Origin of the sequence: Georgenia ruanii, assembly GCF_009193175.1 — a bacterium.
Taxonomy (GTDB): Bacteria; Actinomycetota; Actinomycetes; order Actinomycetales; family Actinomycetaceae; genus Georgenia; species Georgenia ruanii.
In genome coordinates this window covers 225,098-251,437 of record NZ_VUKE01000003.1, presented here as the reverse complement: position 1 = coordinate 251,437, position 26,340 = coordinate 225,098, and the positions used below count along the sequence as shown (strand labels likewise).

At 75.0% G+C, this 26,340-nt stretch carries 26 protein-coding genes and 1 pseudogene; 7 read left to right on the top strand and 20 right to left on the bottom strand.

The window, feature by feature from the left end; translation table 11 throughout:
* Positions 1-3: 3 nt before the first annotated feature.
* The 6 genes from GD880_RS05660 to GD880_RS05635 are packed head-to-tail and all read right to left on the bottom strand — an operon-like array spanning position 4 to position 5,243.
* Entirely contained in the window at positions 4-822 is an 819-nt protein-coding gene (locus GD880_RS05660) for a hypothetical protein (protein WP_152230638.1), read from the bottom strand.
* On the bottom strand, positions 819-1,847 hold the full coding sequence (locus tag GD880_RS05655) for a vWA domain-containing protein (RefSeq protein WP_152230637.1): 1,029 nt from the start codon (positions 1,845-1,847) through the stop codon (positions 819-821). The genes GD880_RS05660 and GD880_RS05655 overlap by 4 nt, the downstream gene beginning before the upstream one ends.
* Positions 1,844-2,860 carry a vWA domain-containing protein gene (locus tag GD880_RS05650; protein WP_152230636.1) on the bottom strand — a complete coding sequence of 339 codons (1,017 nt, stop codon included), beginning with the start codon at positions 2,858-2,860 and terminating at the stop codon, positions 1,844-1,846. The genes GD880_RS05655 and GD880_RS05650 overlap by 4 nt, the downstream gene beginning before the upstream one ends.
* Entirely contained in the window at positions 2,854-3,303 is a 450-nt protein-coding gene (locus GD880_RS05645; protein ID WP_152230635.1) for a hypothetical protein, read from the bottom strand. The genes GD880_RS05650 and GD880_RS05645 overlap by 7 nt, the downstream gene beginning before the upstream one ends.
* The gene (locus tag GD880_RS05640; RefSeq protein ID WP_152230634.1) at positions 3,290-4,177 is read right to left on the bottom strand and encodes a DUF58 domain-containing protein; all 888 of its coding nucleotides are present in this window, start codon (positions 4,175-4,177) and stop codon (positions 3,290-3,292) included. Before GD880_RS05640 ends, GD880_RS05645 begins: the two co-directional genes overlap by 14 nt.
* Positions 4,178-4,181: 4 nt before the next feature.
* Complete coding sequence (locus GD880_RS05635) at positions 4,182-5,243, bottom strand: AAA family ATPase (protein ID WP_152230633.1); 1,062 nt, start codon at positions 5,241-5,243, stop codon at positions 4,182-4,184.
* A 133-nt stretch (positions 5,244-5,376) separates the two neighbouring features.
* Here GD880_RS05635 and GD880_RS05630 point away from each other — a divergent pair, with 133 nt between their 5' ends.
* Positions 5,377-7,512, top strand: a complete 2,136-nt coding sequence (locus GD880_RS05630) for a cytochrome c oxidase assembly protein (protein WP_152230632.1) — start codon at positions 5,377-5,379, stop codon at positions 7,510-7,512.
* 42 nt (positions 7,513-7,554) lie between these two features.
* On the opposite strand, the gene GD880_RS05625 is transcribed toward GD880_RS05630, so the two are convergent.
* Positions 7,555-8,505 (bottom strand): hypothetical protein, encoded by a 951-nt coding sequence (locus tag GD880_RS05625; RefSeq protein WP_152230631.1) that lies wholly within the window; start codon positions 8,503-8,505, stop codon positions 7,555-7,557.
* A gap of 130 nt (positions 8,506-8,635) precedes the next feature.
* Between GD880_RS05625 and GD880_RS05620 the strand changes: the two genes are divergently transcribed.
* Positions 8,636-9,403, top strand: coding sequence for a response regulator transcription factor (locus tag GD880_RS05620; protein WP_193314376.1), 768 nt, complete (start codon positions 8,636-8,638; stop codon positions 9,401-9,403).
* A gap of 41 nt (positions 9,404-9,444) precedes the next feature.
* Here the strand turns inward: GD880_RS05620 and GD880_RS20270 are convergent, their stop codons facing one another.
* Entirely contained in the window at positions 9,445-10,122 is a 678-nt protein-coding gene (locus GD880_RS20270) for an LmeA family phospholipid-binding protein (protein WP_193314375.1), read from the bottom strand.
* Between the two features lie 108 nt (positions 10,123-10,230).
* On the opposite strand from GD880_RS20270, the gene GD880_RS20265 reads away from it, so the two are divergent.
* On the top strand, positions 10,231-11,547 hold the full coding sequence (locus GD880_RS20265; RefSeq protein WP_193314374.1) for a variant leucine-rich repeat-containing protein: 1,317 nt from the start codon (positions 10,231-10,233) through the stop codon (positions 11,545-11,547).
* Positions 11,548-11,575: 28 nt separating this feature from the next.
* Here GD880_RS20265 and GD880_RS05605 read toward each other — a convergent pair whose 3' ends face one another.
* Positions 11,576-12,424, bottom strand: a complete 849-nt coding sequence (locus GD880_RS05605) for an N-acetylmuramoyl-L-alanine amidase (protein ID WP_193314373.1) — start codon at positions 12,422-12,424, stop codon at positions 11,576-11,578.
* A 159-nt stretch (positions 12,425-12,583) separates the two neighbouring features.
* Positions 12,584-12,727: a hypothetical protein gene (locus GD880_RS20260; protein WP_193314372.1), complete on the bottom strand. Its 144-nt coding sequence runs from the start codon at positions 12,725-12,727 to the stop codon at positions 12,584-12,586.
* A 135-nt stretch (positions 12,728-12,862) separates the two neighbouring features.
* On the opposite strand from GD880_RS20260, the gene GD880_RS05600 reads away from it, so the two are divergent.
* Entirely contained in the window at positions 12,863-13,912 is a 1,050-nt protein-coding gene (locus GD880_RS05600) for a LuxR C-terminal-related transcriptional regulator (protein WP_152230626.1), read from the top strand.
* 48 nt (positions 13,913-13,960) lie between these two features.
* On the opposite strand, the gene mpaM is transcribed toward GD880_RS05600, so the two are convergent.
* From mpaM to pdhA, 7 genes are all read right to left on the bottom strand, one after another.
* Positions 13,961-14,857, bottom strand: coding sequence for a daptide-type RiPP biosynthesis methyltransferase (gene mpaM / locus GD880_RS05595; protein ID WP_226909406.1), 897 nt, complete (start codon positions 14,855-14,857; stop codon positions 13,961-13,963).
* A 44-nt stretch (positions 14,858-14,901) separates the two neighbouring features.
* Positions 14,902-16,143: a lanthionine synthetase C family protein gene (locus GD880_RS05590; RefSeq protein WP_152230625.1), complete on the bottom strand. Its 1,242-nt coding sequence runs from the start codon at positions 16,141-16,143 to the stop codon at positions 14,902-14,904.
* A 143-nt stretch (positions 16,144-16,286) separates the two neighbouring features.
* A complete protein-coding gene (locus GD880_RS05585; RefSeq protein ID WP_152230624.1) occupies positions 16,287-16,988 on the bottom strand; it encodes a head GIN domain-containing protein in 702 nt (233 codons plus the stop codon).
* A gap of 73 nt (positions 16,989-17,061) precedes the next feature.
* Complete coding sequence (locus GD880_RS05580; RefSeq protein WP_152230623.1) at positions 17,062-17,736, bottom strand: HAD family hydrolase; 675 nt, start codon at positions 17,734-17,736, stop codon at positions 17,062-17,064.
* Between the two features lie 52 nt (positions 17,737-17,788).
* Entirely contained in the window at positions 17,789-19,189 is a 1,401-nt protein-coding gene (locus GD880_RS05575) for a dihydrolipoamide acetyltransferase family protein (RefSeq protein WP_152230622.1), read from the bottom strand.
* 77 nt (positions 19,190-19,266) lie between these two features.
* On the bottom strand, positions 19,267-20,265 hold the full coding sequence (locus GD880_RS05570; protein WP_152230621.1) for an alpha-ketoacid dehydrogenase subunit beta: 999 nt from the start codon (positions 20,263-20,265) through the stop codon (positions 19,267-19,269).
* Positions 20,262-21,407 (bottom strand): pyruvate dehydrogenase (acetyl-transferring) E1 component subunit alpha, encoded by a 1,146-nt coding sequence (gene pdhA, locus GD880_RS05565; RefSeq protein WP_226909405.1) that lies wholly within the window; start codon positions 21,405-21,407, stop codon positions 20,262-20,264. Before pdhA ends, GD880_RS05570 begins: the two co-directional genes overlap by 4 nt.
* Before the next feature lie 479 nt (positions 21,408-21,886).
* On the opposite strand from pdhA, the pseudogene GD880_RS21005 reads away from it, so the two are divergent.
* Positions 21,887-22,129 (top strand): annotated as a pseudogene (locus tag GD880_RS21005) (YwiC-like family protein); the annotation flags it as partial.
* 97 nt (positions 22,130-22,226) lie between these two features.
* A complete protein-coding gene (locus tag GD880_RS20615; RefSeq protein WP_226909404.1) occupies positions 22,227-22,697 on the top strand; it encodes a hypothetical protein in 471 nt (156 codons plus the stop codon).
* 96 nt (positions 22,698-22,793) lie between these two features.
* On the opposite strand, the gene hisC is transcribed toward GD880_RS20615, so the two are convergent.
* Positions 22,794-23,897: a histidinol-phosphate transaminase gene (hisC, locus tag GD880_RS05555; RefSeq protein WP_152230620.1), complete on the bottom strand. Its 1,104-nt coding sequence runs from the start codon at positions 23,895-23,897 to the stop codon at positions 22,794-22,796.
* Positions 23,898-24,112: 215 nt separating this feature from the next.
* Here hisC and GD880_RS05550 point away from each other — a divergent pair, with 215 nt between their 5' ends.
* Positions 24,113-24,493, top strand: a complete 381-nt coding sequence (locus GD880_RS05550) for a phage holin family protein (protein WP_152230619.1) — start codon at positions 24,113-24,115, stop codon at positions 24,491-24,493.
* 69 nt (positions 24,494-24,562) lie between these two features.
* Here GD880_RS05550 and GD880_RS05545 read toward each other — a convergent pair whose 3' ends face one another.
* Both GD880_RS05545 and GD880_RS05540 read right to left on the bottom strand, forming a co-directional pair.
* Positions 24,563-26,023 (bottom strand): hypothetical protein, encoded by a 1,461-nt coding sequence (locus tag GD880_RS05545; RefSeq protein ID WP_152230618.1) that lies wholly within the window; start codon positions 26,021-26,023, stop codon positions 24,563-24,565.
* On the bottom strand, positions 26,020-26,304 hold the full coding sequence (locus GD880_RS05540; protein WP_152230617.1) for a hypothetical protein: 285 nt from the start codon (positions 26,302-26,304) through the stop codon (positions 26,020-26,022). Before GD880_RS05540 ends, GD880_RS05545 begins: the two co-directional genes overlap by 4 nt.
* Positions 26,305-26,340 lie beyond the last annotated feature (36 nt).

The following is a 26,340-nucleotide window of genomic DNA, read 5'->3' as shown; positions in this document are numbered from 1 at the left end:
GCGTCACCAGGCCTGACCGCTCCCCGTCCCGCCGCCGCGCTGCTGCTCCTGGCGCTGGCGGTCCCGCTCGGCGTCCTGGTTGCGCTGCTCGAGCTGCTCCTGGCGCGGGTCCACCGGCGCCCGCTTCAGCGACTGCTTCTCGTCGCCCTGGCCCGGCTGCCCCGGCGCCTGCCGGCTCCGCTCGGCGCGGCTGGCCTTGGCCTTCTGGCGCTGCTCGGTCTCGTCCGGCTGCGACCGCGCGTCGCTGTGCTGCGGCGGCTGGTCGGCGGCCGAGCGCCCGTCGGACGTGCACGGCCCGATGGCGTCCATCGCGTCCCGGTAGTACGTCACGGCCGCGCCGGCGTCCCCGGCGCCGCGGGCGTCGTCGCCCAGGGACTCCAGGGCGAGGGAGAGGTTGATCCGCACCCGGCACTCCGGCGTGGAGGGATCCGGACGCCCGTCGGCGTCGGTGGTGCCCTTGGGCACGAGCCGGTGCGCCCCGCGCAGCTCCTCGACCGCGCCGGTGTGGTCCCCCGCGCGCACCAGCGCCGTGCCGGTGTTGAACCAGGCCTTCCACGGCTCGACGAGCACGGTGGAGGGCTTCTGGTGCGCGAAGCCGGTGGCCGCGTCGTCGTAGGCCCGGGCCTCGTACGCGGTGCGGGCGTTCCAGCTGCCCAGGGCGATCCCCAGCAGCACCCCGCCGGCCAGCAGCGCCAGCGCGACGACGGGGGCCGACCAGGCCAGCAGCCGCCGGCGGCGCCGCAGGTGGTCCGGCATCGGCGGGCGCGGCGCCGACCGGGTGACCGGTGCCGCCCCGGCGCGGGAACGGGTCGTGACGCTCATGCCGCCTCGCTCAGCCGCAGCCGCCGCCACCGGTCCGCCTGCGCGTACGCCTCCGCCGCCACCAGCGCGGCGAGGACGACGGCGGCCGGCCAGTACACGTCCCGGTAGGTGCGCACCTCGCGGCGCCCGTCCGCGGCGAGCCGCTCGACGTCGATGCCCGCGACGAGGTCGTTCACCGGCGACGGCGCGACCCGGTGGGCGTAGGGCACGCCCAGCTGGCCGGCCAGGCGGCGCAGCGCCGGCTCGTCGATGCGGGAGACGGCCGGCGGCGCGCCCGGCTGGGTCTGGTCGACGATGTACGGCGCGTCCGTGCCCGGCCCGGTGGCGTCGGTGCCGTCGTAGGAGCGCATCCGCCCGCCGGCGCTGGTGCCGTAGCCGAGCACCGCGCCGGCGTCGATCAGCCCGGCGAGGTCGCCGTAGCTGCCCGGCGCGCCGGGCGCGTCGGGGTGGTCGCCGTGGGTGTCCTCGCCGTCGGAGAGGAAGAAGACCAGGCGCACGTCGCCGGGGTTGCGACGCGCGGCACCGGTCAGCGCCTCGGTGAGCGTCGCGCGTGGCCGCTGGATCGAGGAGCCGGCCGAGTAGCGGGTGATCTCCTGGCGCAGCGTCTCGGCCCAGCTGCGCACCGCGCGGGCGTCACTGGTCAGCGGCAGCTGCCGGCTGGCCTGGGAGTCGAACGCGATGACCGAGTACCGCGCCCCGGGCAGCGCCTCCATGAGCGCGACGAGGTCGTGCCGCACCCCCTCCAGGCGCGGGCGGGCGCCGTCGTAGTCCTCCGCTGCCATCGACCCGGTGCGGTCGACGACGAAGAAGACCTCCGCGTTGGTCTCCAGCCGCGTGGTCGCGGCCGGGACGGCCGGCGCCAGGCCGATGCCGGCGGCGGCGAGCACCATCCCCCCGCGCCGGACCCAGGCGCCCGCCGCGTCGCCGCCGCGGCGGGCCCGCCACCAGCCGGCCACGGTCAGGGCGAGCAGCGGCACCAGGACAGCGGCGAGCGCCCAGGCGGGCCAGACGAGGCGGAGGGTCATGCGCGCAGCCTCCACATCGTCACCAGGAGCACGGCCAGGGCCCCCACCAGCCAGCCGAACCAGCGGTCGGGCCGGTCGGTGACGACCGGCTCGGGGGTCGGGTCGAGCGCGACGGCCTGCTGGGCCTCGATGTCGGCGATGATGCCGTCGACGGCGGCGGGGTCGTCGGCCTGGTAGAAGCGGCCGCCGCCGGCGGTGATGACCTGCTCCATCTGGGCGCGGGCGCGACTGGAGCCGGCGTCGCTCTGCGAGGCGTAGAGCCCGTGCACGACGATGCCGCGGTCGGCGGCGAGCCGGGCGGCCTCGGGCAGGGTGTAGATCGGCGTGCCGAGGACGAGGTTGTCCGTCGCGAGGATGATCGAGCGGGACCGGTGGGTGTCGGCGTCGTCGAAGGCGAGGGCGCAGGTGGCCAGGCCGTCGCCGACCAGCGAGGAGGCGTCGCCCTTGAGCGAGACGGTGCCGGTGAGGAACCGCTCGAGGCGCGCCAGCCGGGCGGGGTCGTACACCCAGGAGTCGAGGTTGAAGTCGAGGGCCTGGGCCGCCTCGTCGAGCTCCTGGCGCACCAGCCCGTAGTCGTCGGTGAGGGGGAAGACGGTGCGCGAGGTGTTGTTCCAGATGCTCAGGGCGATCCGCTCGCCCCGGAAGGAGCCCACGAGCCGGGAGAAGGTCGCGACGATCTCGGAGTCGAGCTCGATCATCGAGCCCGAGACGTCCAGGCACAGCACGATGTCCCGGCTGGCGAGGGAGTCGGGCCGCATGTCCTTGTCCACCGGCCGGGCGGTCAGGGCCGCCGCGGCCACGGCCAGCAGCGCCAGGGCCGCCGCGGCCAGCGCCAGGCCGCCGCGCAGGACCCGCAGCCGGCGGCGGTAGCTCGTCAGGGCGCGCACGTAGGCGGAGTTGGCCACCCACCGCACCGCCCGGTCGCGCGAGCCCCGCCCGCGCGCCAGCCAGCCCGCGAGCGCCGCGGCGGCGACCGCGGCCAGGACGAGCGGGACCACCCAGGGCGTCACCACGTCGCGACCACCTCCCGGGCGGCCGCGGCGGCGGCGCCGGCCTCGGCGTCGGAGTCCGGCGCGAAGCTCGGCTCCTCCCACCGGGCCAGCAGGTGCCCGACCCGCCGGGTCGGGTCGTGCCCGGCCACCTCCGCGCGCGTCCAGGACCGCACGTCGGTGCCCAGGCGCTCGGAGGCGAACGCCCGCATGGTGCGCGCCAGCGCCAGGTGCAGGGCGCGCAGGTCCAGGGCGCCGGCGCGGTAGCCGGCGTAGAGCCGGTCGACCTCCGCGGCGTAGCGGGGGCGCAGCCCGGGGCCCGGCGGCGGGGGCGGGGCCGGCCGGGGGGCGCGGGTCAGGCGCCGCACGAGCAGGGCCCAGGCGCCGGCGAGGAGCAGCAGCCCGGCCCCGAGGACCGGCACCCACCAGCCGTAGGGCTCCGGCGGCAGCAGGTCAGCGGCGGGCACGGTGCTGCCTCCCCAGCAGCTCGGCGAGGCGGTCGACGACGTCGTCGGTGCCGGTGACCGTCACGTACCCGACGCCCATGCGGCGCAGCCGGTCACGCACGGCGGCGGCGCGGGCGGCGGCGGCCGCCGCGGCCTCGGCGTGCAGCCCCGGGTCGGCGCGCAGGAACGCCGGCAGGGGCGCGACGCCGTCGACGTCGGCGGTCGGCCCGGCCCCGGTGGGCGGGGCGTCGGCCACGGCGAGGACCATGACCTCGTGGCGGGTGCGCAGCCGGCGCAGGGCCTCCTCGTGGGCCGGCTCGGGCCGGGCGGCGTCGGTGAGGACGACGACGAGCGAGCGGCGGGTCAGCGCCACCACCCGGTCGAGCACCCGGCCCAGGTCGGAGGGTGGGGCGTCGCGGGTGAGCGCGCGCTCGACGAGGCGCAGCAGGGTCTCCAGGTGGGCGGTCCCCCCGCGCCCGGGGAGCTGGACGAGGCGGGCGGCGTCGCCGGCCACGAGCGCGACGAGGTCCCCGCGGGCCCGAGCGAGGTAGGCGACGACGTCGGCGACGAACAGGGCGACCTCGGCCTTCGTCTCGCCCGAGGGGGCGGCGGCCGCCATGTTGCGCCCGGTGTCCACGGCGAGGACGACGGCGAGGTTGGACTCGCGCACGAAGCGGCGGATGATCGGCTGCCCCGCACGGGCGGAGGACTTCCAGTCGATGTCCTTGACGTCGTCGCCGGGGCGGTACTCCACCTGGTCGTCGAAGTCCTGGCCGTGGCCGGTGAAGATCGAGCGGTGCCGCCCGTCGAGCAGCCCGGCGGCGCGGCGCACGGTGGGCAGGTCGAGGCGGGCCCGCACCTGGGCGAGCCGGGAGGCGGGGTCCTGGGCGTCCACGGCGTCAGGGCGCCGGGACGGCCTGGAAGACGGCGTCGATGATGGCCTCCGGGGCGACGTTGTTGGCCAGGGCGTCGTAGGTGCGCACGAGGCGGTGGCGCAGGACGGCGTGGCGCACCCGGCGCACGTCGTCGGGCACGACGTAGCGGCGGCTCTCCTGCAGCGCCACGGCCTGGGCGCCGCGCATGAGGGCGATGGCCCCGCGGGGCGAGGCGCCCACGCGCACGTGCCGGTGCAGCTCGGGCAGCGGGCGGGGCCCGCCGCCGCGGGTGGTGTTGACCAGGGCGACGAGGTACTGCTTGATCGACCGGTCGACGTAGACCCGGTCGGTGAGGTGGCGCAGGAACAGCACGTCCTCCAGGGCGACGGGCTGCCCCTCGAGCGGGGCGGCCAGCGCCCCGGTGGAGGTCAGCTCGAGGATGTCCACCTCCTCGGCCGGGGTGGGATAGCTGAGCACCTCCTTCATGAGGAAGCGGTCCATCTGCGCCTCGGGCAGGACGTAGGTGCCCTCCTCCTCGATGGGGTTCTGCGTGGCGAGCACCATGAACGGGCTCGGCAGCGGGTAGACCTGCCCACCGATGGAGGTCTGCCCCTCCTGCATCGCCTCGAGCATCGCCGACTGGGTCTTGGCCGAGGACCGGTTGATCTCGTCGAGGAGGACGACGTTGGCGTGCACCGGGCCCAGCTGGGTGGAGAACTCGCCGGTGGTGTAGTTGAACACCTGGGTGCCGACGATGTCGTTGGGCATGAGGTCCGGCGTGCACTGGATGCGGTGGAAGGTGCCGGAGACGGCGCTGGCCAGGGTGTGCGCGGCGGTGGTCTTGGCCAGGCCGGGCACCGACTCGAGCAGCACGTGCCCGCCGGCGATGAGGGTGGAGACGAGGGCCGTGCGCAGGCCCTCCTGCCCCACCACCCGCTGGGCGAAGATGTGGGTGACCCGGCGCAACAGGTGGGTGGCCCGCTCGATCTCGGCGTCGGTCAGCGGCGGCCGGGAGTGGTCGGAGCCTGGCGTCGTCGTGGCCGCACCCGTCGGGGTGGTCGCCACCGGCCTCTGAGAAGTGCTCATCGTCCCCCCGGGTGGTCGCCAGTGCCCGCAGCGAGCGTATGTCACGGAGCCCACACGACGCCGCCCGTCGGCTGTCACGGGGGCCACACGACCCCGGCCGTCGGCGCCCGGAACGAACGCCTACCCTGGACGGGTGGCCGATCTTCCCGCGCGTGCGCCGCGAGTGTGGTGGTACGCCCTCGGCGCCCTCCCGCTGGCGCTCGTGGCCCTCGCCGGCGGCCTGCTGCTGACCGGGGCCGCCGCGCCGCTCCCCCTGTTCGACCCCGGGCCCCTCGTGCGCTGGGGCCTGCCGGTGGTCACGGTGCTGACCCACGCCGCGGCGGCGGTGACCCTCGGCGCCTTCGCGCTGTGCGCCGTCGTCCTGCCCCGGCAGGCGCCCGCCCGCCAGCCCGGACACCGGCCGCAGGCCCGGGCCGGGCGGGAGCGGACCCCGCGGGTCGCCGCCGACGGCCGCGCCTGGGCGCTGGCCGCCGGCACGGGCGCGATCGCCGCCGTCGTCTGGGCCCTGGCCCAGCTCGCCCACCTCGTGCTCACCCACGCCTCCGTCATCGGCACCGGTCTGGGCGGCCCGGGCTACGGGGCGCAGCTGGCGCAGTTCGTCACCGAGATCGAGCTGGGCCGCTACCTGGCCTGGTCCACCGTCCTGACCGCCCTGGTCGCGGTGCTGGCGGTCGCCGTCGCCGGCTACACCTCCGCGGCGTGGACGGCGGTCCTCGCCCTGGTCGCCCTCTTCCCGCTGGCGCTCACCGGCCACGCCGCCGGGGCCGCGAGCCACGAGCTGGCCGTCTCCTCGTGGTGGCTGCACCTCGGCGGGGTGGCCCTGTGGGCGGGCGGCCTGGCCGTGATGTGCGTGGTCGCCGGCCGCACCGGCAAGGACCTGCCGGCGTCGGTCGAGCGCTACTCCGCGCTGGCCGTGTGGGCCTTCGCGATCGCCGTGTTCGGCGGCGTCGCCAGCGCGTGGATCCGCCTGAACTCCCCCGCCGACCTGGTCACCCACCCGTACGGCCAGCTCCTGCTGATCAAGATCGTGCTCACGGCGGCGCTGGGCGTGGCGGGCTGGGCGCACCGCAGCGTGACGATCCCGCACATCCGCGCCGCGGCGGCGGACCGCCGGCCCGGGGCCGGGCCGGGCCGGGCGTTCTGGCGGCTCGCCGGCGTCGAGGTGCTCGTCATGGGCGCCGTCGTGGGGGTCGGCGTCGCGCTGGGCTCGTCCGCGCCGCCGGTCCCGCAGGTGCCGCTCCCCGACGCCAGCCCGACGTTCCTCATCACCGGCTACGCGGTGCCGCCCTTCCCGACCGGACTGACCTACCTCACCCAGTGGCGGCTCGACCCGCTCACGGCGCTGGCGGTGGCCGCGGGGCTGCTCGTCTACCTGTCGTGGGTGGTCCGGCTCCGCCGCCGGGGCGACGCCTGGTCCGCGGCGCGCACGGCCGCCTGGGTGGCGGGCATGCTGCTGTTCCTCTGGGTCACCAACGGCGGTCCGGCGGTGTACGGCAAGGTGCTCTTCAGCGGCCACATGCTGCAGCACATGCTGCTCGCCATGGTGGTGCCGATCTTCCTCGTGCTCGGCGCCCCGGTCACCCTCGCCGTCCGGGCCCTGCCGCACCGCGCGGACGGCTCCCGCGGGCCGCGGGAGTGGCTGCTGGCCTTGGTGCACTCGCGGTTGGCGGAATTCTTGTCCAACCCCATCGTCGCGGCGGTGAACTTCGCCGGCTCGCTGGTGGTCTTCTACTTCTCCTCGCTGTTCCTCGGCGCGCTGAACACGCACATCGGGCACGTGCTGATGGTCCTGCACTTCACGCTCGCCGGGTATCTGTTCGCCAACGTGCTCATCGGGATCGACCCCGGCCCGCGCCGGCCGTCCTACCCGCTGCGCCTGCTGCTGCTCTTCGCCACCATGGCGTTCCACGCCTTCTTCGGGCTCTCCCTCATCTCCCTCACCTCGCTGCTGGCGGGCGACTACTTCGGCTGGCTGGGGCTGCCGTGGGGCACGGGCGTCGACGCGCTGGCGGACCAGGAGAAGGGCGGCGCGATCACCTGGGGCATCGGGGAGCTCCCCACGCTCGCCCTGGCCGTCTTCGTCGCGTTCTCCTGGTCCCGGGACGAGGACCGCGCGGCCCGGCGCGCCGACCGTCAGGCCGACCGGGACGACGACGCCGAGCTGCGTGCGTACAACGAGATGCTCGCCGCCCGGGCCGCCCAGTCCGCCGGGGAGCAGGCGGCCGGCCTGTCGCCGTCCGAGGGGCCGCGGGAGCCGCGGCAGGGCTGACGTGCCGGCGCCCGGGTCGCCGCCGGGCGCGGCCTCCGTGGCCTACCGCGGCCAGGCCCAGGTGAAGCCCACGATGTCGCCCTCGAGCTGCGGAAGGAACCGGTGCACGTGCCCGTCGGCGGCCAGCGGCACCTCCTCGACGTCGTCGGGCTCGTCGGCCCAGATGCTGTCCCAGTGCCCCCACCAGACCCGCTCGGGCAGGCGCGCGGGGTGGAACTGGACGTTGATCTCCAGGCTGTTGAGCCGGCGGCGCGCGCCGCGGCGGAAGCTCGGCGGCGGGACCTCGCCGAAGCTGAAGACGGTGCGGTACTCCAGGGACGCCGTCTCGGCCGCCTGCAGCGGGGTGGTCAGCATGATCTCGACGCCGTACAGGCCCGACATCGTCGAGCGGCGCACTGGGCCGGCACGACCGCCGCGCAGCACCTCCACGACGGCGGCGTGGACGTCGAACTGGTAGACGTACCGGTCCATCGGCTCCAGCGCCCGGATCACCTGCAGGGTGCGGTGCTCGGCGGGCAGCCCGTCGGCGCCGACGCGGTGGAACTCGTGGGCCACGAGGGTCTCGTACGCGCCCGGGGCGTCGGCGAGGGGCCGTTCGGCGCCCGACACGGCCGGACGCACCACCGCGAGGTCGGTCGACTCGGCGTTCATGAACAGCGCCCAGAGCTGGTGGCTGTCGGCCGGTGACATGTCGAAGGCCTCGATGAACAGGCGCAGCGTGGCGGGGGCGATGAAGTTTCCGGAGAGCGCCCGGTTCACGCGGTCCTTGAGGCGACGCGGCAGATCGGTCTCGGTCTCGGCGACCTCGCCCGTCTCCCACAGGTAGTCGGCGAGCACCTGGGCGATGGCCCCCTGGTGGATCTCCTGGCCGCTGGCCCGCCGGACGTAGACCTGCCACAGCGAGCGGTACGCCGGCACGCCGCCGAGCAGGCGCCGCAGGAGGCGGCAGGCCCGCGCCGACGGATCCGGCTGGTCGGCGGCTTCGGAGGACATACAGCCATCTTTGACGATGGTTCCGGCATTTGTCCTCGAGACGTTCCGGAAATTCGCGACACATGCGCGACACAGCCCCGGTGAAATGCGCGCACAGGGGAACGAAACGCGGCAAGACGAAGGAGTTGGCATGTCGCTCACCGCGTCATCGAGAGCACGGGCCGACGCCTCGGTCGAGCGGGCGGCGACCATCGCCGTCGTCGACGAGCACCCGGTCGTCGCACTGGGCATCGCCCACTGCCTCAGCGAGGTGGCCGGGCTGGAGGTGGTGGGCGGGTACCCCACGGTCGCCGCGCTGCTGCGCGCGCGGGGCACCGACCATCCCGTCGACCTCGTCCTGCTCGAGCTGTTCTCGCCCGACGCCGCGCCGGACCGCCTCATCAGCCGGCTCACCGGTGCCGGGGTGAAGGTGGTCGTCTTCACCGCCCTGACCGGCTCGTACGTGCCCGAGCTGGCCCTGGCGGCCGGGGCGCTCGCCGTCGTCCACAAGTCCACCCCGCCGGAGCGGCTCGTCGAGGTGCTCGCGGCCGCGGCGCGTGGCCGGCGCGTGGGCCTGGTCCGCACGGGGCTCGACGCCCGGCAGCCGCTGACCACGCTGTCGCCGCGGGAGCGCGAGACGCTGGCGCTGTACGCGGGCGGGGAGAAGTCCGAGAGCGTGGCCCAGCGGCTGGGCATCTCCCGGGAGACCGTCAACGACTACATCGGCCGGATCCGGGCGAAGTACCGCATGGCCGGCCGGGTGGCGGACACCAAGGTGGACCTGTACAAGCGGGCGGTCGAGGACGGCATCCTGCCGCCGCCGGGGACGCTGCCCGGCGCGGGGGCGCCGCCGCACCCCGCGACCGCCGGCCTGGGGCACCCGGGCGGGGCGGGCCCGCTGCACCAGGCCGGGGCGTAGGTGCCACCGCACCGCGCCGCGGCGCAGGTGTCCCGCTCGAGCTAGGCGGGGAGGGCGACGCCCTGCCCCGTGAGGGTGACGCGGACGCCGTCGTCGCGTGGCGTGACCTCGGCGAGCGTCATCCCGAGCGGCAGGTCGCCGAGCGGGATGCCGACGTCGAGCAGGTTGGCACCCAGCAGCGCTCGCACGGTGCCGACGTCGACCGCCTTGTCGCCCAGGGTCACGCCCGCGGGGCGGAGCGTGAGGGTGCCGTCGCTGACCTCGGGGACGGCCAGGAGCTCGAGCGGCTGGCCCAGGACCGTCGTGCCGAGGGTGACGCCGTCGGTGCCGGTGTCCACGGTGAGCGACATGCCGGTGGCCTGGTCGACGAGCCGTTGCAGGTCCGGCTGGCGGAGGGTGCCGGTGAGCCGCACGGTGCGGGCGGTGAGCGGCTGGGCCAGCCCGACGCCGCGGGCGCGGATGTCGACGTCGCCCAGCTCGACGCCCTCGGCGGCCACCCCCTCGGCCCGAACCCGCACGTCGTCGAGGTCGCGGGCCGCGAGCTGGGTGAGGAAGGGGAAGCCGGCGATGGTGACGTCGGGCGTCCCGGCGACGTCGACCTGCCGGGCGATCTCCGTCGCGGCGGCGCGTTCCGCCACGCCCGCCGCCACGCGGTCCGCCGCGACCGCGACGGCGACGAGGAGGACCAGCGTGAGGAGGACGGCGAAGAGTCGGCGCACCGGCCCACCGTAAGGCGTCGACCTGGGGCGCGGCAGCGACTCCCGGGGACTCCGACGTGAACGTCGTGTGTACTGTCGATCTGTCGGACCGAGCCGGAGGAGGGGTACGTGGAGGATCGCGCGGAGCTGGAACGCCTGGCCGCGGACCCGGCGACCCCGCTCACGACCCTCCAGGAGCTCGCCCGCGACCACCCCGAGCTGCGACCCGCGCTGGCGCACAACCCGTCCACCTACCCGGCGCTGCTGGAGTGGCTCGGCCGGCTGGGCTCCCCCGACGTCGACGCCGCGCTCGCCACGCGGGCCGCCCGGGTGGCGGCGCAGGCGTCCGGCGACGCCGAGGCGGCTGCCGGGGTGCAGGCGACAGCGGAGCCGGCCGCTGACGCCGCGCGCCCGGCCGCGGCGCCGGGCGAACCGGCGCGGGTGGACGAGCCCACGGAGCAGCTGCCGGCCATGCCGAAGGCCGCCATGCCGCCGGTCATCCCGCCGGCCACGCCGGCGGCCAGAGCGGAGGCGTCCGGTGCAGCCGCCACGGCGCCCGGCGCAGCCCCCACCCGCGCCGCGGACCCCGTGCCGTCGAACGGGCAGGCCACCGGCGCTCCAGCCTCCCCCGCGGAAGCCCGGCCCCGGCGGCGACCGCCGTGGCTGCTGGTCCTGGCGGCGCTCGTCGTCGTGCTGGCCGTCATCACCTGGGCGATCTTCCAGCGCGGGCACGGGGAGCCCGCCTCGACGCCGACGCCGGCCGGCACGGCCGAGGCGAGCAGCGCGCCGTCGCCGTCCGCCACGGCCAACGCGGCCGAGGCCAAGTCGGCGCTCACCGCCCTGCCCGACACCACCAGCTGCGAGGACCCCGCGGCCGACGCGCAGGCCTTCGACCGCTACGGCACCGCCGCCTCCTCGGGCAAGGGGTGGGCCGACCCGGCCTCGGGCGACGTCGTCGTCCAGACCCTGACGAGGTTGCAGCAGGCGTGCGACCCGGCCTACGCCCTGGCCGTCAACGACGCGCTCGTGAACGGCGCGCACACGCCCCCCGCCGTCGTCGCCACGCTGTCCCACGCCGGGGACTGGCTCAAGCCCGTGCGGCCCGCCCCGTCCGGGGCCCGGCAGGCCTCGACCTTCAGCAGCCCGACCGGCAACATCTCCTGCGCGATCGGGGACGACGCCGCCACGTGCACCATCGGCGAGCACCGGTTCGCCACGCCCGAGGGGTGCTCGGCGGAGCGGGTGACCGCCACCGTCGGCCGCGGCGGCGCGGCGCGCCCCGACTGCAGCGTGTCCCCGCCGGGGAACGCCGGCGCGCTGGCCTACGGGCAGTCCGCCGCCGCCGGGCACTTCGCGTGCACGAGCCGGCAGGACGGCATGGAGTGCTGGAGCACCCTCACCGGCCACGGGTTCACGATCGCCCGCCGCGGATTGCACACGTCCTGACCCGGCTCGCCGTCGTCATCTTGGCCCCTCAGCGGCGCTCGGCCGCCCACTGCTCCAGCCCGGCGACGACCGCCTCGGCGTACCGCTGGCGACCGTCCGAACTCTCGGCCACGGCCGCCTCCGCGGGGTTGCGCATCTCCGCGAGCTCGAGCATCACCGCCGGGCGCTCCGCCAGGTTGAGCGTGGCCAGGTCGGCCCGCTCGCTCAGGGCCTCCGGGTAGGAGGACGACGGCCTGAAGCCGGCCCGCCCGAGCGCGTCGAGCAGCGCCGTCGCCAGCTGGCGGGAGGGCACGCCTTGGGTGTGGTTGAGCGGGGGGTCGGAGACGATGGCGAAGTAGCCCGCCACGTCGGGGTTCTCCGAGCCGTCGGCGTGCAGGGAGACGAGCAGGTCCGCGTCGTGCTCCTGCGCCGAGCGGCCGCGCACGTCGACGCAGGGGCCGATGCCGGCGTCGTCGTCGCGGGTGAGGGTGACCGCGGCGCCCGCCGCCTCGAGCAGTCCGCGGGCGCGCTGGGCGACGTCCCACGCGAAGGCGTGCTCGGGGTAGCCGCCCGCGGTGGAGGTGCCGACGGTGTTGCAGGGCTTGCGGCTCCCCCGCCCGGCGTCCACCTGCTGCGCCATCTCGGCCGCCGCGGCGGCATTGCCGCCGTTGTGGCCGGGGTCCAGCACGATGTGAAGTCCGGCGAGCGCCGGCTGCTCGGTCATCGACACCGAGGGGCTCGGTGCGGCCGTGGGGGTCTGCGCCGCCGGCCGGGGCAGCGGGCGAGACCCCAGGACGAGCCCGACGGCGAGCGCGGCCACGACGACCACGGCCGCCCCGAGGGTCAGCAAGCGGGTCCGTCGGTGATGGTCAGGAGCGTCGGCGGGTGGGACTGGCACGCCTGCCATCCTCGCAGCGTGCGTCGGCAATCTCGCATGGCGCTGTCGGCTTCACGGTCCAAGCGCGTGGGTGGTGCGCGCCAGACATGACGATGCCCCGGAGCACGCAGGTTCTGCTCCGGGGCACCGATGTCGCGGTCATCGACCGCTCTGCACGTGTCAGCGCGTGCCCGGCGTGGGCCAGCAGTAGGCGCACATGGTGGACACGCTGGTCGTCTTGTCGATGCTGGCTGCCGAGGACGGGGCCGCCACCGCGGCGACCAGACCGACGGCAACGAGGATGCTCGCTCCGAGCTTCTTCATTGATCTCACACTCCTGTAGTCATCGAGGCCGGTGCGCCTCGTTGTTGATGATCGACGCTTTCGGACGCGCATGGCAGGATCGGTCAACGGGCAATGCCTGCCATGGCATGAAGTTGCCTCACGTCGGCACCCGACATGGTTAAGAGCCTGCCGCTGTCCGAGATCACCCATCCCGGCATACGATCGGGCGCACGACGACAACTGGGGAGCGTGATGTTCGAAGCGTTGGGACTCGATGGCGACGCCATATCGGTTTACCGCGCGCTTCTCAACGCACCCGCGATGACCCATGAGCAGCTTGTAGAGCGCACGCGATTCGAGCACGACCATCTGCATGAGGTACTCGACCTCCTGGAGCAGAAGGGTCTCCTGCGCCGTTCACACACTGATCCTTCGGGTGTTCGCACTGAGTCTCCTCAGGTCGCATTCGAGCGGTTGTTGAGCGAAGAAGAGACGAAGCTTTACCGCGCCCAGGAACAACTCACCCACATCCGGGCCGAGGCAGCGGTGCTTGTTGACGAGTACCAGCGCTCGGCAACCCGACGTCGCGGCGAAGTTGAGCACTTGACGGGTACCGACGAGATCGTCGCTCGCCTGCTCGAACTCGGTCAGAATCTCACGACGTCGCTCGATTCGATCATCACTGCCACCCCGACCGCTCACCAACTTGACCAGGCGAAGAGCGACGAGGCCCGAGACCTCGCCCGCGGGGTCGCCATTCGCTCCATCTACCCGGCCGCCGCCCGTCATGAGAGCGCAGTTGTCGAGTATGCCGCGTGGCTACGCGACCACGGGGGCTCCGCTCGCGCGGCGATCAGTGTCCCCAATCGCATCCTTATCTACGATCGCGAAGTGGCAGTCGTCATGTTTGACCCCGACGACTTCACGCGCGGCGCGGTGATCATAAATACGCCTGGGGTCGTCGCCGCCCTTCGTGGCCTTTACGAACTTCTCTGGGAGTCAGGCACCGATCTGGCTCCTACTGAGGCCGATGACGCCCTCAAGCCCGAGGAGCGTGAGCTCCTCCAGCTTCTCGCCAAGGGTTTCAAGGATGAGGCGATCGCCCGTCAGCTCGGCATCTCGATCCGCACCGTCCGGCGCATGATCAACATCCTGAGCAACCGGATGGAATCGAGCAGCCGATTCGCCCTGGGGGCGAAGGCCGCCCAGCGGGGCTGGCTGTAAGCGCGCTCGGGACAGCGGGCGCATCGAGCGCACCGCTGCCACAACGGCTCAGTAAAGAGCCGGCCCCGTCACCGCGTCGGGCAGCGCAGCCTCGATCAGCACGACCGGGTGCCGCTGCCCGGGCTCGGTCACCTGCGTGCGCGAGATCACGGAGAAGCCCGCGCGCTCGAGCTCGACCTGCAGCTGTGCCGCACCGAGCACGCGCTGGGTCGTTGTGCACACGGTGACGGGACCGTGACCGGAATCCTTCGACAGAGCGGTGAGCGTCCACGTGGGTGCGCCCCGCTCCCAGTACTCGTACACCCGGTACGAGCGCCCGCTCGGGGCCTGCACCTCGCCGCCGACCTCGGGCGGCAGCACCGCCGCGCCGTGGTCGACCGTGCTCACGAGGAAGCGCCCGCCGGGCATCAGGTGCCGGCGCACCGACCGGTACAGGCCCATGCGATCGGCGCCGTCGAGCAGGCTGACCGAGGCCCCGCCGAGCACCACCGCGGCGAAGGCGCGGTCGATGCGGAAATCGGCCATGTCGGCCTGCACCGTGCTGCAACGCGCCCGCAGGGCGGCGGGAGCCTGCTGCAGCCGGTGCACGAGCCGGGCGATGACGTCGCCCGAGAGCTCGAGCGCGGTGACCTGCTTGCGCAGCGCCAGCAGCGGGACGGTGAGGCGTCCCACGCCGGCCGCGAGGTCCAGCACCGGGCCGTCGACGCCGAGGACCAGCCGCAGCACCGCCCGGACCTCCTGCATCTCGGCGTCGGCGACGTCGGCGAGCATCGCCGAACCGACCGGGTCGCAGGCGGGGTGGAGCTCGACGCGGAGACCGAGGGAGGCGACGAGCTGGCCCGCGTGTCCCGGGATGCCGCGGGTCGCCGCGGTCGTGGCCCGCGGCGCCGTCATCGCGCCCCGGAGCCGGCTCGTCGCCAGCGCGGCGGCCTGCGGTGCGTTCATCGTGCCCCCTCCCCTCGTCTCATCGGGCCGAAGGGCCTGGATGGTCACCAGAAGAGGGGAAGACGACGCTCCCCCTCCCCCAGCAGGTGCTCGAGCGCGAGCAGCACACCGGCCGCCCCGGTGCCCAGGTCGGCGGAGGAGCGAGAGGCGTCGAGCCCGACGAATGGGATCCGTGCGCGGGCCGCCGGGTGGGCCAGCCGCTCGAGGTGCGGCCGGACGACGGCGTGCCGGTCGGCCGGCGGGTCCCAGGGCCGGCTGCGCAGGTAGTGCAGCGCGACGAGCGTGCCCGCCCAGCCGTGCAGCAGCCCGGCGTGCGAGCCAACCCGCCGCTCGCAGGCCTCGGCGATGGCGTCCCGGGCCTGGAGCATCCACGGGGTGTCGAGGTGGTTCAGGGCCTCGTGCAGCACCATGGCCACGCCCGCGCTTCCGCTGCCGAGCAGCGGGCGGGTGCGCCACAGCTCCGGCGCCCCCTCGGCGGCGAGGTCGGCCCAGCCGAGGAAGGCGAGATCGTGCCGCAGTGCCCGCTCGGCCTGCGCGAGCATCCGGCGGTCCGCCGTCATCTCGTAGACGTGCAGCAGGAACAACGCGGCACCCGCCCCGCCATGCAGCAGGCCGGGGCGGCGCAGGTCGTGAGCGCCGTCCTCGAGGCGGCGGACGAGCTCCTCGGCGATGAGGAAGATCCGGTCGCACAGCGCCTCGCCGTCGCTGAACGGTGCGCGCTCGAGCAGGGCCAGGCCCAGCCCGGGCAGGCCGTCGGCCAGCGCGGTGCCCAGCCGGTCCAGCGGCGCCCGCTCCACCTCGTGCCAGATCCTCCCGGCCGCCTCGTGGCGACCGAGCCGGTCGAGCGCCAGCGCGATCCCACCGAGCCCGTCGACAAGCCCCGGTCCCGGGCCCTCCATCCCGGGAACCGCCCCCTCCAACCAGTCGACGAGCTCGGTGGGAACCTTGGTCCCGACGGTCGCGAGCACCCCCAGGACCCCCGCGGCGCCGGAGCCGAGGCTCACGCTGCCGAAGGGTCGCAGGAGCTGCTGCGGGTCGCCGGGGAAGAGTCGCTCCGCCCGCTCGGGCGTCGCCGTCGCAAGGATGCTGTGCACGAGGTGGTCGCGCAGGAGGGGGTAGGTCTCGGCGTCGAGCGAGGCCTCCATGACGCCACCGCGGCGGCTGACCAGATCGATCAGCTGCCCCGTCCGGCTCTCCGAGGCCGTCGCAGCGGTGGCGGCAGTCGTGCGGACGGCAGAGTCGGCGTGACGCCTCTCGAACCGGAGCAGCACCGACGCGTCACCCATGGCCTGCCCCTCTCGCTCGACTGCCTCCGCCCGCGGTTGCGGGCCGGTGTTCCTTGCGGCATGTCGAACTTAACGAGACGCGTGGACCTAATACCAGCCTGCGGGCGGGCATGTAAATGCCATGGCCACAACATGCCACGCCCTTACCGCGGGCGGACGTGCCCGGAGCCGTTGACCTCGCTGGTGACCCGGGGGTTGCCGGCGTAGGTGACCGAGCCGCTGCCGGTGACCGCCGCGTCCACCGTCCGGCTGGCCGTGACGTCGGCGCGGCCGGAGCCCGAGACGGTGACGATGACGGACTCGCTGGCCAGGCCCGCCCCGTCGTAGGTGCCGGACCCGCTGAGGGTGACCCGCTGGGTGGTGGTGGTTCCACCCACCCGCACCCCGCCGGATCCGGAGACCTCGACCTGGACCTCGTCGGCGTCCACCTTGGGGAAGGCGATCCGGCCGGAGCCCCGGGCGGCGAGCCGCAGCGTCGAGGCGGTGGGCACGTCCGCCTCGACGTCGCCGGATCCCCTCACGTCGATGGCGTGGATCTGCGGCGCGATCAGGAGGTACTCGATGTCGCCGGTACCGGTGGGCCGGGCGGTGGTCAGACCCAGCTCGAGCACGCCGTCGCCCACGTCGCTGGTGAGGTGGTCGATGACGTTCTCCCCGGCTGTGACGGTGAGCCGGGCCGGGCTGCCCGTGCGGATCCGCAGCGTCCCGCTCGTGCCCAGGACGACGGCGGAGGTGCCGGCGACGTCCCGTTCCTCGGTGTGGGCGGGGCCGGCGCCCATGCCCGCCGAACAGCTCGTCAGGAGGGCGGCGCCCGCCAGCAGCGCCACCACGCACGTGCGCGCCATCGCGTCTCCCTTCCTGACGCCATGGTGGCAGCGGGACGGCGGCGGCGACAGGGTCCTCCGGCCTGGCGCGGCCTCACCCGGCGAGGCGGCCGATCGCGGAGTCGTCCAGCCGGGCGAGCAGGTCCGATACGTCCCGATACACCTCGACGGCGCCGGCGTCGCGGAGCTCGGCGGAGTCGATGCCGCCGGTACGCACCCCGAGGCACGGCACGCCGGCGCGGCGACAGGCCTCGACGTCCCAGACGGCGTCCCCCACGAAGACGGCCCGGTCGGCGGGCACGCCGGCCTTCTTCAGCGCGGTGCCCACGAGGTCGGGGTCGGGCTTGGCGCTCTCGACGTCCTCGTCGGCGGTGACCGCGTCGAACAGGTCGTCCGCGTCCAGCGCCCGGCGGATGTGGGCGAGCTCGTCCGGCGGCGCGGAGGTGGAGAGGACCACGGTCAGCCCGCGCTCGCGCAGCGCGCGCAGCAGCTCGTGGACGCCGGCGAAGCGGCGGATGCGATCGCTCATCCCGGCGTAGATCTCGGAGTGGGCGTCCTTCGCCGGTCCGCCGACGTCGTCGGCCCGGTCGCCGAGGAGCTCGGCGAGGAGCTTGTCGGAGCCCATGCCGATGCAGCGGTGGACGCGCCAGGCGTCCACCGGGTGCCCGACTTGCGCGAAGGCCTGGGACCAGGCGGAGACGTGCAGGTAGGTGGAGTCCACGAGGGTGCCGTCCGCGTCGAGCAGCACGGCACCGGAGGAAGAGGTCATGCCCCTCTTGCTACCGCGCACCGCGCGGACCCGCACGGCGAAGCCGCCCGGGTCAGCCCCAGACGAGCGCCTGGGCCGGGTCCTCGAGCACGCGGGCGACGTCCGCGAGCACCTTGGAGGCCAGCCCGCCGTCGACGAGGCGGTGGTCCACCGACAGGGCCAGCTGGGTCACCCAGCGCGCCTTGACCTTGCCGCGGTGCACCCACGGCTGCTGCCGGATGGCGCCGAAGGCGAGGATCGCGGACTCGCCGGGGTTGAGGATCGGCGTGCCGGTGTCGATGCCGAAGACGCCGACGTTGGTGATGGTGATGGTGCCGTCGGCCATGTCGGCCGGCTGGGACTTGCCCGCCCGGGCCGTGGCGGTGAGGTCCGCGAGCGCCACGGCCAGCTCGTGCAGGCTCATCCGGTGCGCGTCCTTGATGTTCGGCACCACCAGGCCCCGCGGCGTCGCGGCGGCGATGCCGAGGTTGATGTAGTGCTTGTAGACGATCTCCTTGCGCTCGTCGTCCCAGGCGGCGTTGATCTCCGGGTTGCGCCGCACGGCGGTGATGAGGGCCTTCATCGTGACCAGCAGGGGCGTGACCCGCACGTCGGCGAACTCGCGGTCCGACTTGAGCCGCTCGACCAGCCGCATGCTCCGGGTGACGTCGACCGTGTGGAACACGGTCACGTGCGGGGCGGTGAAGGCCGAGGCCACCATCGCCTCGGCGGTGCGCTTGCGGACGGCCTTGGCCGGCACCCGGGTCTGGCGCCCGTCGGCGGAGACCGTGCCGCCGGCCAGCCAGGGCTCCTCGTCGCCGGCGTAGGTGGCCAGCGGGGCCGGCTCGGCGATGTCACGGAAGCGCTGGACGTCCTCGCGGGTGATGATGCCGCCCGGGCCGGTGCCGGCGACCGCGGCGAGGTCGACGCCGAGGTCCTTGGCGAGCTTGCGCACCGGCGGCTTGGCGAGCACGCGGGCGCGCTGGGATGGCGCCGCGGCCACGGCCGGGGACGCCGGCGCGGCGGGCGTTGGCGGAGCGGGCGTGGGGGCGGGAGACGGCGGAGCGGACGTCGTCGTGCTCGCGTCCCGCGCCTCACCCGGCTGCTTGCGGGGGCGCCGGGTCACCGCGCCGGGCCGGGTCCCGTACCCCACGAGCACGCTGCCGGACCCCTCGCCCGTCCCCGCCTCCTCCGCGGCGGGGGCCGCACCCGCGGGGGCGGTCCCGCCGGGATCGACGTCGATGGAGATGATCGGCGCGCCGACCTCTACCGTGGCCCCCTCGGGGGCGAGCAGCTCGTGCACGACGCCGGCGAAGGGGCTGGGCAGCTCGACGACGGACTTGGCGGTCTCGATCTCGCACAGCGTCTGGTTGACGGCCACGGTGTCCCCGACGGCGACCTGCCACGTCACGATGTCGGCCTCGGTCAGGCCCTCGCCGACGTCCGGCAGGCGGAAGTGCTGGTAGCTCGGCACGATGTGCTCTCCTCCAAGTGGTGCGTGCTGCCCGCGGCGCCCGGGTACCGGGCGCGCGCCGTGCGGTCGGCAGCGGGCTAGTAGGCCATGACCCGGTCGACGGCGTCGAGCACGCGGTCCAGGTTCGGCAGGTACTCCTCCTCGTGGGTGCTCGCCGGGTAGGGCATGTGGAACCCGCCCACCCTCAGCACCGGAGCCTCGAGGGAGTAGAAGCAGCGCTCGGTGACGCGGGCGGCGATCTCGGCGCCCGGGCCGAAGAACACCGGCGCCTCGTGGACCACCACGAGCCGGCCGGTGCGGTTGACCGAGGCGACGACGGCGTCGACGTCGAGCGGGGAGACCGAGCGCAGGTCGATGACCTCCAGGCTCCGGCCCTCCTGGGCCGCGGCCTCGGCGGCGTTGAGCAGCGTCTTGACGGTCGGGCCGTAGCCCACGACCGTGGCGTCGGTGCCGGGGCGTACGGTGCGGGCCGCGTGCAGGCCGGTGGTCAGCCCGGTCTCGGTGAGGTCGACCTCGGCGTCGAGGTCCACCTCGCCCTTGTCCCAGTAGCGCGACTTCGGCTCGAAGAAGAGCACCGGGTCGGGCGAGGCGATGGCCTGCTGGATCATCGTGAAGGCGTCGGCGGCGGTGGACGGCGCGACCACCCGGAGCCCGGCGGTGTGCGCGAACAGCGCCTCGGGGGACTCGCTGTGGTGCTCGACGGCACCGATCCCGCCGCCGAAGGGCACCCGGATGACCACCGGGAGCGAGAGGTCCCCGTGGGAGCGGTAGGTGAGCTTGGCGAGCTGGGTGGTGATCTGGTCGAACGCGGGGAAGATGAACCCGTCGAACTGGATCTCGCACACCGGCCGGTAGCCGGCCATGGCCAGCCCGACCGCGGTGCCGACGATGCCGGACTCCGCGAGCGGGGTGTCCACCACCCGGTCGGGGCCGAAGTCCTTCTGCAGCCCGTCGGTGACGCGGAAGACCCCGCCGAGGGCGCCGATGTCCTCGCCCATGAGCACGACCTTCGGGTCGCGCTCCAGCGCCCGGCGCAGGCCGGCGTTGAGCGCGCGGGCCATCGGGGTGGCGGTCATCGGGCGTCCTCCTCGTCGGCGAAGCCGGCCTCGTAGGCGGCCCGTGCCGCCTTCTCCTCCGTGACGAGCGGGTGGGGCAGGGTGTAGACGTGCTCGAACATCTCCTCGGCCGGGCCGCCGGTCAGGGAGGTGCAGTAGGCGCGGGCGGACTCGGCGAGCTCGCCGGCCTCGGCGTCGACGGCGGCGAAGTACGCCGCGTCGGCGAGGTCCTGGCGCTCGAGGTAGACCCGGAGCCGGGCGATGGGGTCCTTGGCGCGCCAGAGGTCCTCCTCGGCGCGGTCGCGGTAGCGCGTGGGGTCGTCGGAGGTGGTGTGCGCGCCCATGCGGTAGGTGACGGCCTCGATGAAGGTCGGGCCGCCGCCGGCGCGGGCACGCTCGAGCGCCTCGCGGGCCACGGCGTAGCAGGCCAGGGCGTCGTTGCCGTCCACCCGCACCGAGGGGACGCCGAACCCGCCGCCGCGGTGGACCAGCGGCACCCGGCTCTGGGTGGTGGTCGGCACCGAGATGGCCCAGTGGTTGTTCTGGCAGAAGAAGACGACCGGGGCACTGGCGGAGGCGGCGAAGACGAGCGCCTCGTTGGTGTCGCCCTGGGAGGTGGCGCCGTCGCCGAAGTAGGCGACGACGGCGCGGTCGCGGGTGGGGTCGCCGGTGCCGACGTCGCCGTCGCGCTGCACGCCGAGGGCGTAGCCGACGGCGTGCAGGGTGTGCGCGCCGATGACCAGGGTGGGGATCTGCATGTTGTGCGCGTGCGGGTCCCAGCCGCCGTGGCGGACGCCACGGAAGAGCGGGAGCGTCTCGCGCAGGTCCAGCCCGCGCACCTGGGCCACGCCCAGCTCGCGGTAGGACGGGAAGACGAAGTCCCGGGGCGCCAGGGCGTGCGCGGAGCCGACCTGCGCCGCCTCCTGCCCCACGCACGGCGCCCACAGGCCCAGCTCGCCCTTGCGTTGCAGGGCGGTGGCCTCGGCGTCAAACGCGCGCGTGAGCACCATGTCCCGGTACATCGCGCGCAGGTCCCCGGCGTCCAGGTCGACGGCGTAGGCGCTGTACTGCGGGTCCTCGTGCCGACGCCCGTCGGCGTCGAGGATCTGCACCATGTCGTCCAGACGTGGGCCGGAACCCAGCATGGTTTCGAGCTGTTCCATCGAGCGGGACCTCCTCGGCGAGCGTCCGGTCCGGACGCGTGGTGTGCCTGCCAGGTCCGCCGCCGGGGGTGGTGGCGGCGGGCTGGCAGGAAGCGACCCAGGGATGGCCGGTCGCGCAACCTACGCCAGCGTAGGCTACGCAACCGTAAGTTTCAGTTGTGGGCTCTCGACAAAGATCGTGTCAGAACGCTTGGCGCGGCGCATCAGTTTCGTGGGAATCGGCAACGTCCCAGGTGGTGGACGCGGTGCGGGGCCGTTCGTGGCCGACGACGGCCCGGACCCCGGCGCGTGGCGCGTGCCACAGCCGCCGCCTGGGAGGTGATTCGCGGCTGTGGCGGCCGGGACCGTGGGCCCGGCCGGGGCGGCGCCGTCGTGCCTATCCTCGGCGCGTGACCGCCACGACCCCCACCGCCGTCGCGGCCCGGCGCCGCCGGCGGCGCCGGGCCGGGTGGGTCCCGGACCAGCACGGCGCCTGGGCGATGATCGCCGTCCCGGCGCTCGTGGGGGTGGCGCTGTCCGGCCCCGCCTGGGTGCACGTGCCCCTGCTCGGGCTGTGGTGGGTGGGGTACCTGGCCTTCTTCGCGACCGGGCTGTGGCTGCGCTCGTACCGCAAGGCCCGCTACCTGCCGCCGGTGCGGGCGTACGCGCTCGTCACGGCGCCCTTGGCGGTGGCGGTCGTGGTCGCGGCGCCCTACCTGCTGGCGTGGGCGCTGCCGTACGCCCCGCTGGTCGCGATCGCCCTGTGGTGCTCGGCGCACCGCAGGGACCGCTCCCTCCTCAACCCTCAACGACGTCGTCACCGTCGGCGCGGCCGGCCTCATGACCGCCGTCGCCTACGACGCCGGAACCGGCGGGGCCGGCGGGGTGTGGGGCACCGGGTGGCTGCCGGGCACCGGCTGGCTCGGCAGCGCCGTCGGCGGCCCGCTGCCTGGCGCCTCCCCCGACGGCGCCCTGACCGGCTGGGCCTGGGCCTGGCTGGTCACGGCGCTGGTCACCGCGTACTTCCTCGGCACGGTGCCCTACGTCAAGACCAACATCCGCGAGCGGGGCAACCGGGCCTACCTCGTCGGCTCGATCGCCTTCCACGTCGCCGTGACGGCGGCGGTGGCGGCCCTGGCCGCGGCCGGCCTCGTGAGCGGCTGGCACCTGGCGGTGTGGGCGGCGCTGGCCGTGCGGGCCGCGGCGGTGCCGGTGCTGGCCGCGCGGCGTGGTCGGCCGGTGCGGCCCATGCTGCTCGGGCTGGGCGAGATCGTCCTCTCCCTGCTCGTGGCGCTCACGCTGCTCGGCTGAGCGTCGGTGCCGGCGTCCTCCCGGTGCCGGCGAGCGCCGAGAGGACCCGTCGGCGCGCTCGAGGGACTCAGGCCCGCTCGCGGCTTCAGAACGTGCTCAGGCGCGCTCGAGGGTGCGGGCGGAGCGGGCGGCCCACTCGCCGGCGAGGCTGAGGAAGAGGTCGTTGCCCTCCGGCTCGCCGATGGACACGCGCACGCCGTCGCCGGCGAACGCCCGCACCAGCACGCCGCGGGCGCGGGTGTGGTCGGCGAACGCCGTGGCGCGCCGTCCGAGGTCGAGCCAGACGAAGTTGCCCTGGGCGTCGGGGATCGTCCAGCCCTGGTCGCGGAGGGCGGCGACGACGCGGTCGCGCTCCGTGATGACCTCGGCGACCCGGTCGCGGATCTGGGCCTCCGCCTGCAGCGCGGCCAGGGCGGCGGCCATGGCCATGTTGTTGACCCCGAACGGGGTGGACGCGGCCCGGAAGCCGGTGGTGAGGCGTCGGCGGGCGAGGGCGTAGCCGACCCGCAACCCGGCCAGCCCGTAGGCCTTGGAGAAGGTGCGCAGCACGACGAGGTTCTTGTGCTCGCCCAGCAGGGCCGGGCCGTCGGTGGGGTCGGGGGCGGTGACGAAGTCGATGTAGGCCTCGTCGAGCACGACCATCACGGAGGCGGGCACGGCCGCGAGGAAGCCGCGCAGCTCGGACTGGGTCAGCGCCGGCCCCGTGGGGTTGTTGGGGCTGCACAGCAGGACGGCGCGGGTCCGCTCGGTGATGGCGGCGGCCATGGCAGCGAGGTCGTGGCGGCCCTCGCCGTCCACCGGGACCATGACGGCCCGGGCGCCGGCCACCTGCACGGCGATGGGGTAGGCCTCGAAGGAGCGCCAGGCCATCATGACCTCGTCGCCGGGCTCGCAGACCGCCGTGAGGACGTGCTGGAGCACGGCCACGGAGCCGTTGCCGACGGTGACGCGCTCCGCGCCGACGCCGTGCCGGGCGCCGAGCGCCTCCGTGAGCGCGGTGGCGTACATGTCCGGATAGCGGTTGAGGTCCGCCGCGGCGTCGACCAGGGCGGCGCCCACCGCGACGAGCGGCGGGAAGGCGATCTCGTTGCTCGAGAGCTTGTAGACCTGCATCCCTACCGTCGGGCGCTCACCGGGGACGTAAGCCGGGAGGCTCTCGATGTCGGGGCGCAGACGGACCGAGGGGTTCTTCGGGGCCATGTGCAAAGTGTGCACCCCGAACGGCTCCCGGCGGGAGCGCGCCTGCCGCGCTGGGGACGCCGGCCCGCCGACGCCGGGGAGGGACACCGGGGCGCTCGGGGCAGGCCGACCCGGACGGCGCCGGACCGGCGGCGCGGCCGCGCCGTGGCGCCGAGCCCGCGAAACCGCTGGTCAGACGGGCAACCGCCGGGTCCGATCAGTGGCAGGATCAGTGCATGAGCTTCATCGTGCGGTTCCTCGTCGACGCCGCGGCGATCTGGCTGTGCACGCTCATCGTGCCCGGGATCACGCTTCCGCAGACCGGGTCCACGGGCGCGTTCGTCGTCAACCTGGCGGTGGTCGCCCTGATCTTCACGCTCGTGAACACGATCGTGCGCCCGATCGTGGTGCTGCTCTCGCTGCCGCTGTACATCCTCACGCTGGGGCTGTTCTTCGTCGTCGTCAACGCGCTCATGCTGCTGCTCACCGGCTGGCTCAGCCAGTTCACCTCGTACGGCATCCACGTGGACGGGTTCTGGACCGCGGTGATCGGCGGGGTGATCATCGCCATCGCGAGCTGGATCATCCAGCTCATCCTCCCGGGCAACCAGCGCTGACCGACGCGGGGGTTGGGCGTCGGCGCCCCGGCTGGCCCGCTCCGCCGGCGGCGCCGGGACCGCGCCGCGTCACCGGCTGATCTCGAACACGAAGGAGTCGGTGCGCGCCCCCGGCACGGTGGTCCCCATCGCGGCCCGGTTGCGCGCGAGCCACGCCTGGACGCCGTCGTCGTCCAGCTCGGCGAGCAGGTCCGCGGCGGCGGCATAGCGGGCCGCGTGGTGCGGCTCGCCCGCCCTGGCCGGTTCGCCGGAGTTCACCGCCACGGTGACGTGGTGGGCGTCGGGGGCGTTGGCGGCGCCGTCGAGCCCGACGGTGGGGTCGTTGACGTCCTCCAGGCTGAGCACGTCCACCGTGGGCGGCAGGGCGATGCCGGCGATGGGGCTGCCGGCGGTGAGCACGGAGGTGACCCGGAACCGGGCCCGGAAGACCGGGTCCGCGACCAGCCGGGCCGCGACCAGGCCGCCCTGGCTGTGGACCGCCATCGCGACCGGCTCGCCCGGGGCGATCCCGGCCTGACGCATGGCGGCGGCGACGCCGATCTCCATGTCGCTGCCCACGCCGGCCATCGCCCGCAGGTTGGTCCCGTTGTCCATCGGGTTGCGCCCGCCCGCCCACTGCTCCTGGGTGCCCGGCACGACGACGGTCCAGTGCCGCGCGCCGCCGGGGGTGGTGGTGCGCAGCACCTCGACCGCGCCGGTCCCGCGCGCGCGGATGCGCTCCTCCAGCGCGCCGATCCGGCCGAGGGCCTGCCCCGGCGTCACGGGCGGCGCGGCGACCGGGTGCCCGACGGTGGTGGCGACGGTGAGCCCGGCGCGCACCCGGCCGCCGCGCGCGACCCAGGACGCCTGCTCGTGCGTGCCGACCAGGCTCAGCGCGGTGCGCTCGACGGGGGTCATGCGCCGCACGTCCACCCACTCCCGGCCGAGGAACAGCCCGCCCATGACCGACTCGGGCCGGGCCCACTGCATCCGTCCGGCCAGCGAGCGCGCGTGCTGCTGGGCCACGACGGCGTCGAGCAGGCGCGGGTCGCGCATGCGGGAGGTGGCCGCGCCCGCGTGACCGAGCACGGCGGCGGCGTCGAGCCCGGTGACGAGGCCCCGCAGCTTCGGCGGCCCCAGCAGGTGCACCGCGTAGCGCCACAGCGGCGGGCGGAATCCACGCACCGCGCGCTCCTCGGCCTCCTCGTACCACTGCCGTTGGACCTCGAGGTCCGCGGCGAGGGCGCGGATGCGCTCCCCCAGCGCCGGCAGGGACAGCGCCCCGGTCAGGACCGCCGCGAGGCGCGCGACGAGCGCACCGGCGGAGGGAACCAGCGGCACGAAGTAGCCGAGCGTGCTCACGCCGTGGGCCTGCTCGACCGCCGCCTGCGCCAGGTCCGCCGCGCGCAGCAGGCGCGCGCCGAGCGCGCCCAGCTCATCGGCGTCGACGGCGACGGCGACGCCCCCGGTCACCATGAGCCGCAGCCCGACCGCGTGGTCCGGCCCCGGGGCCCACGCGCCGCCGCCATCGGCCCCGGCCGCCGGGCTCATCCCGTCCCCGCCCAGCCGCGCGCGGCCGCCTGCTCGCGGTCGGCCGCCGCCGCGGTGAGGTCTGCCGCCCGCAGGCCCGCGCCCGCGGCGTGGGCGTGGTGGAGCAGCCCGCCGAGCGCCTGCGCGTAGGCGTCGGCGCCGGTGCCGCGCCAGGTCTGGGGGAATGCCGCCGCCAGCTCGGCCTGGGCCAGCGCCAGGGCGGCGAGCGCGCCGAGGAGCTGGCGGCGGGCCGGCGAAAGCCCTCCGGGTGGGCCGCTGCCCGGACCGTGCTCGACGTCCATCGCGCTCCCCCGTCCCGGTGAGTCCCTCGCGACGAC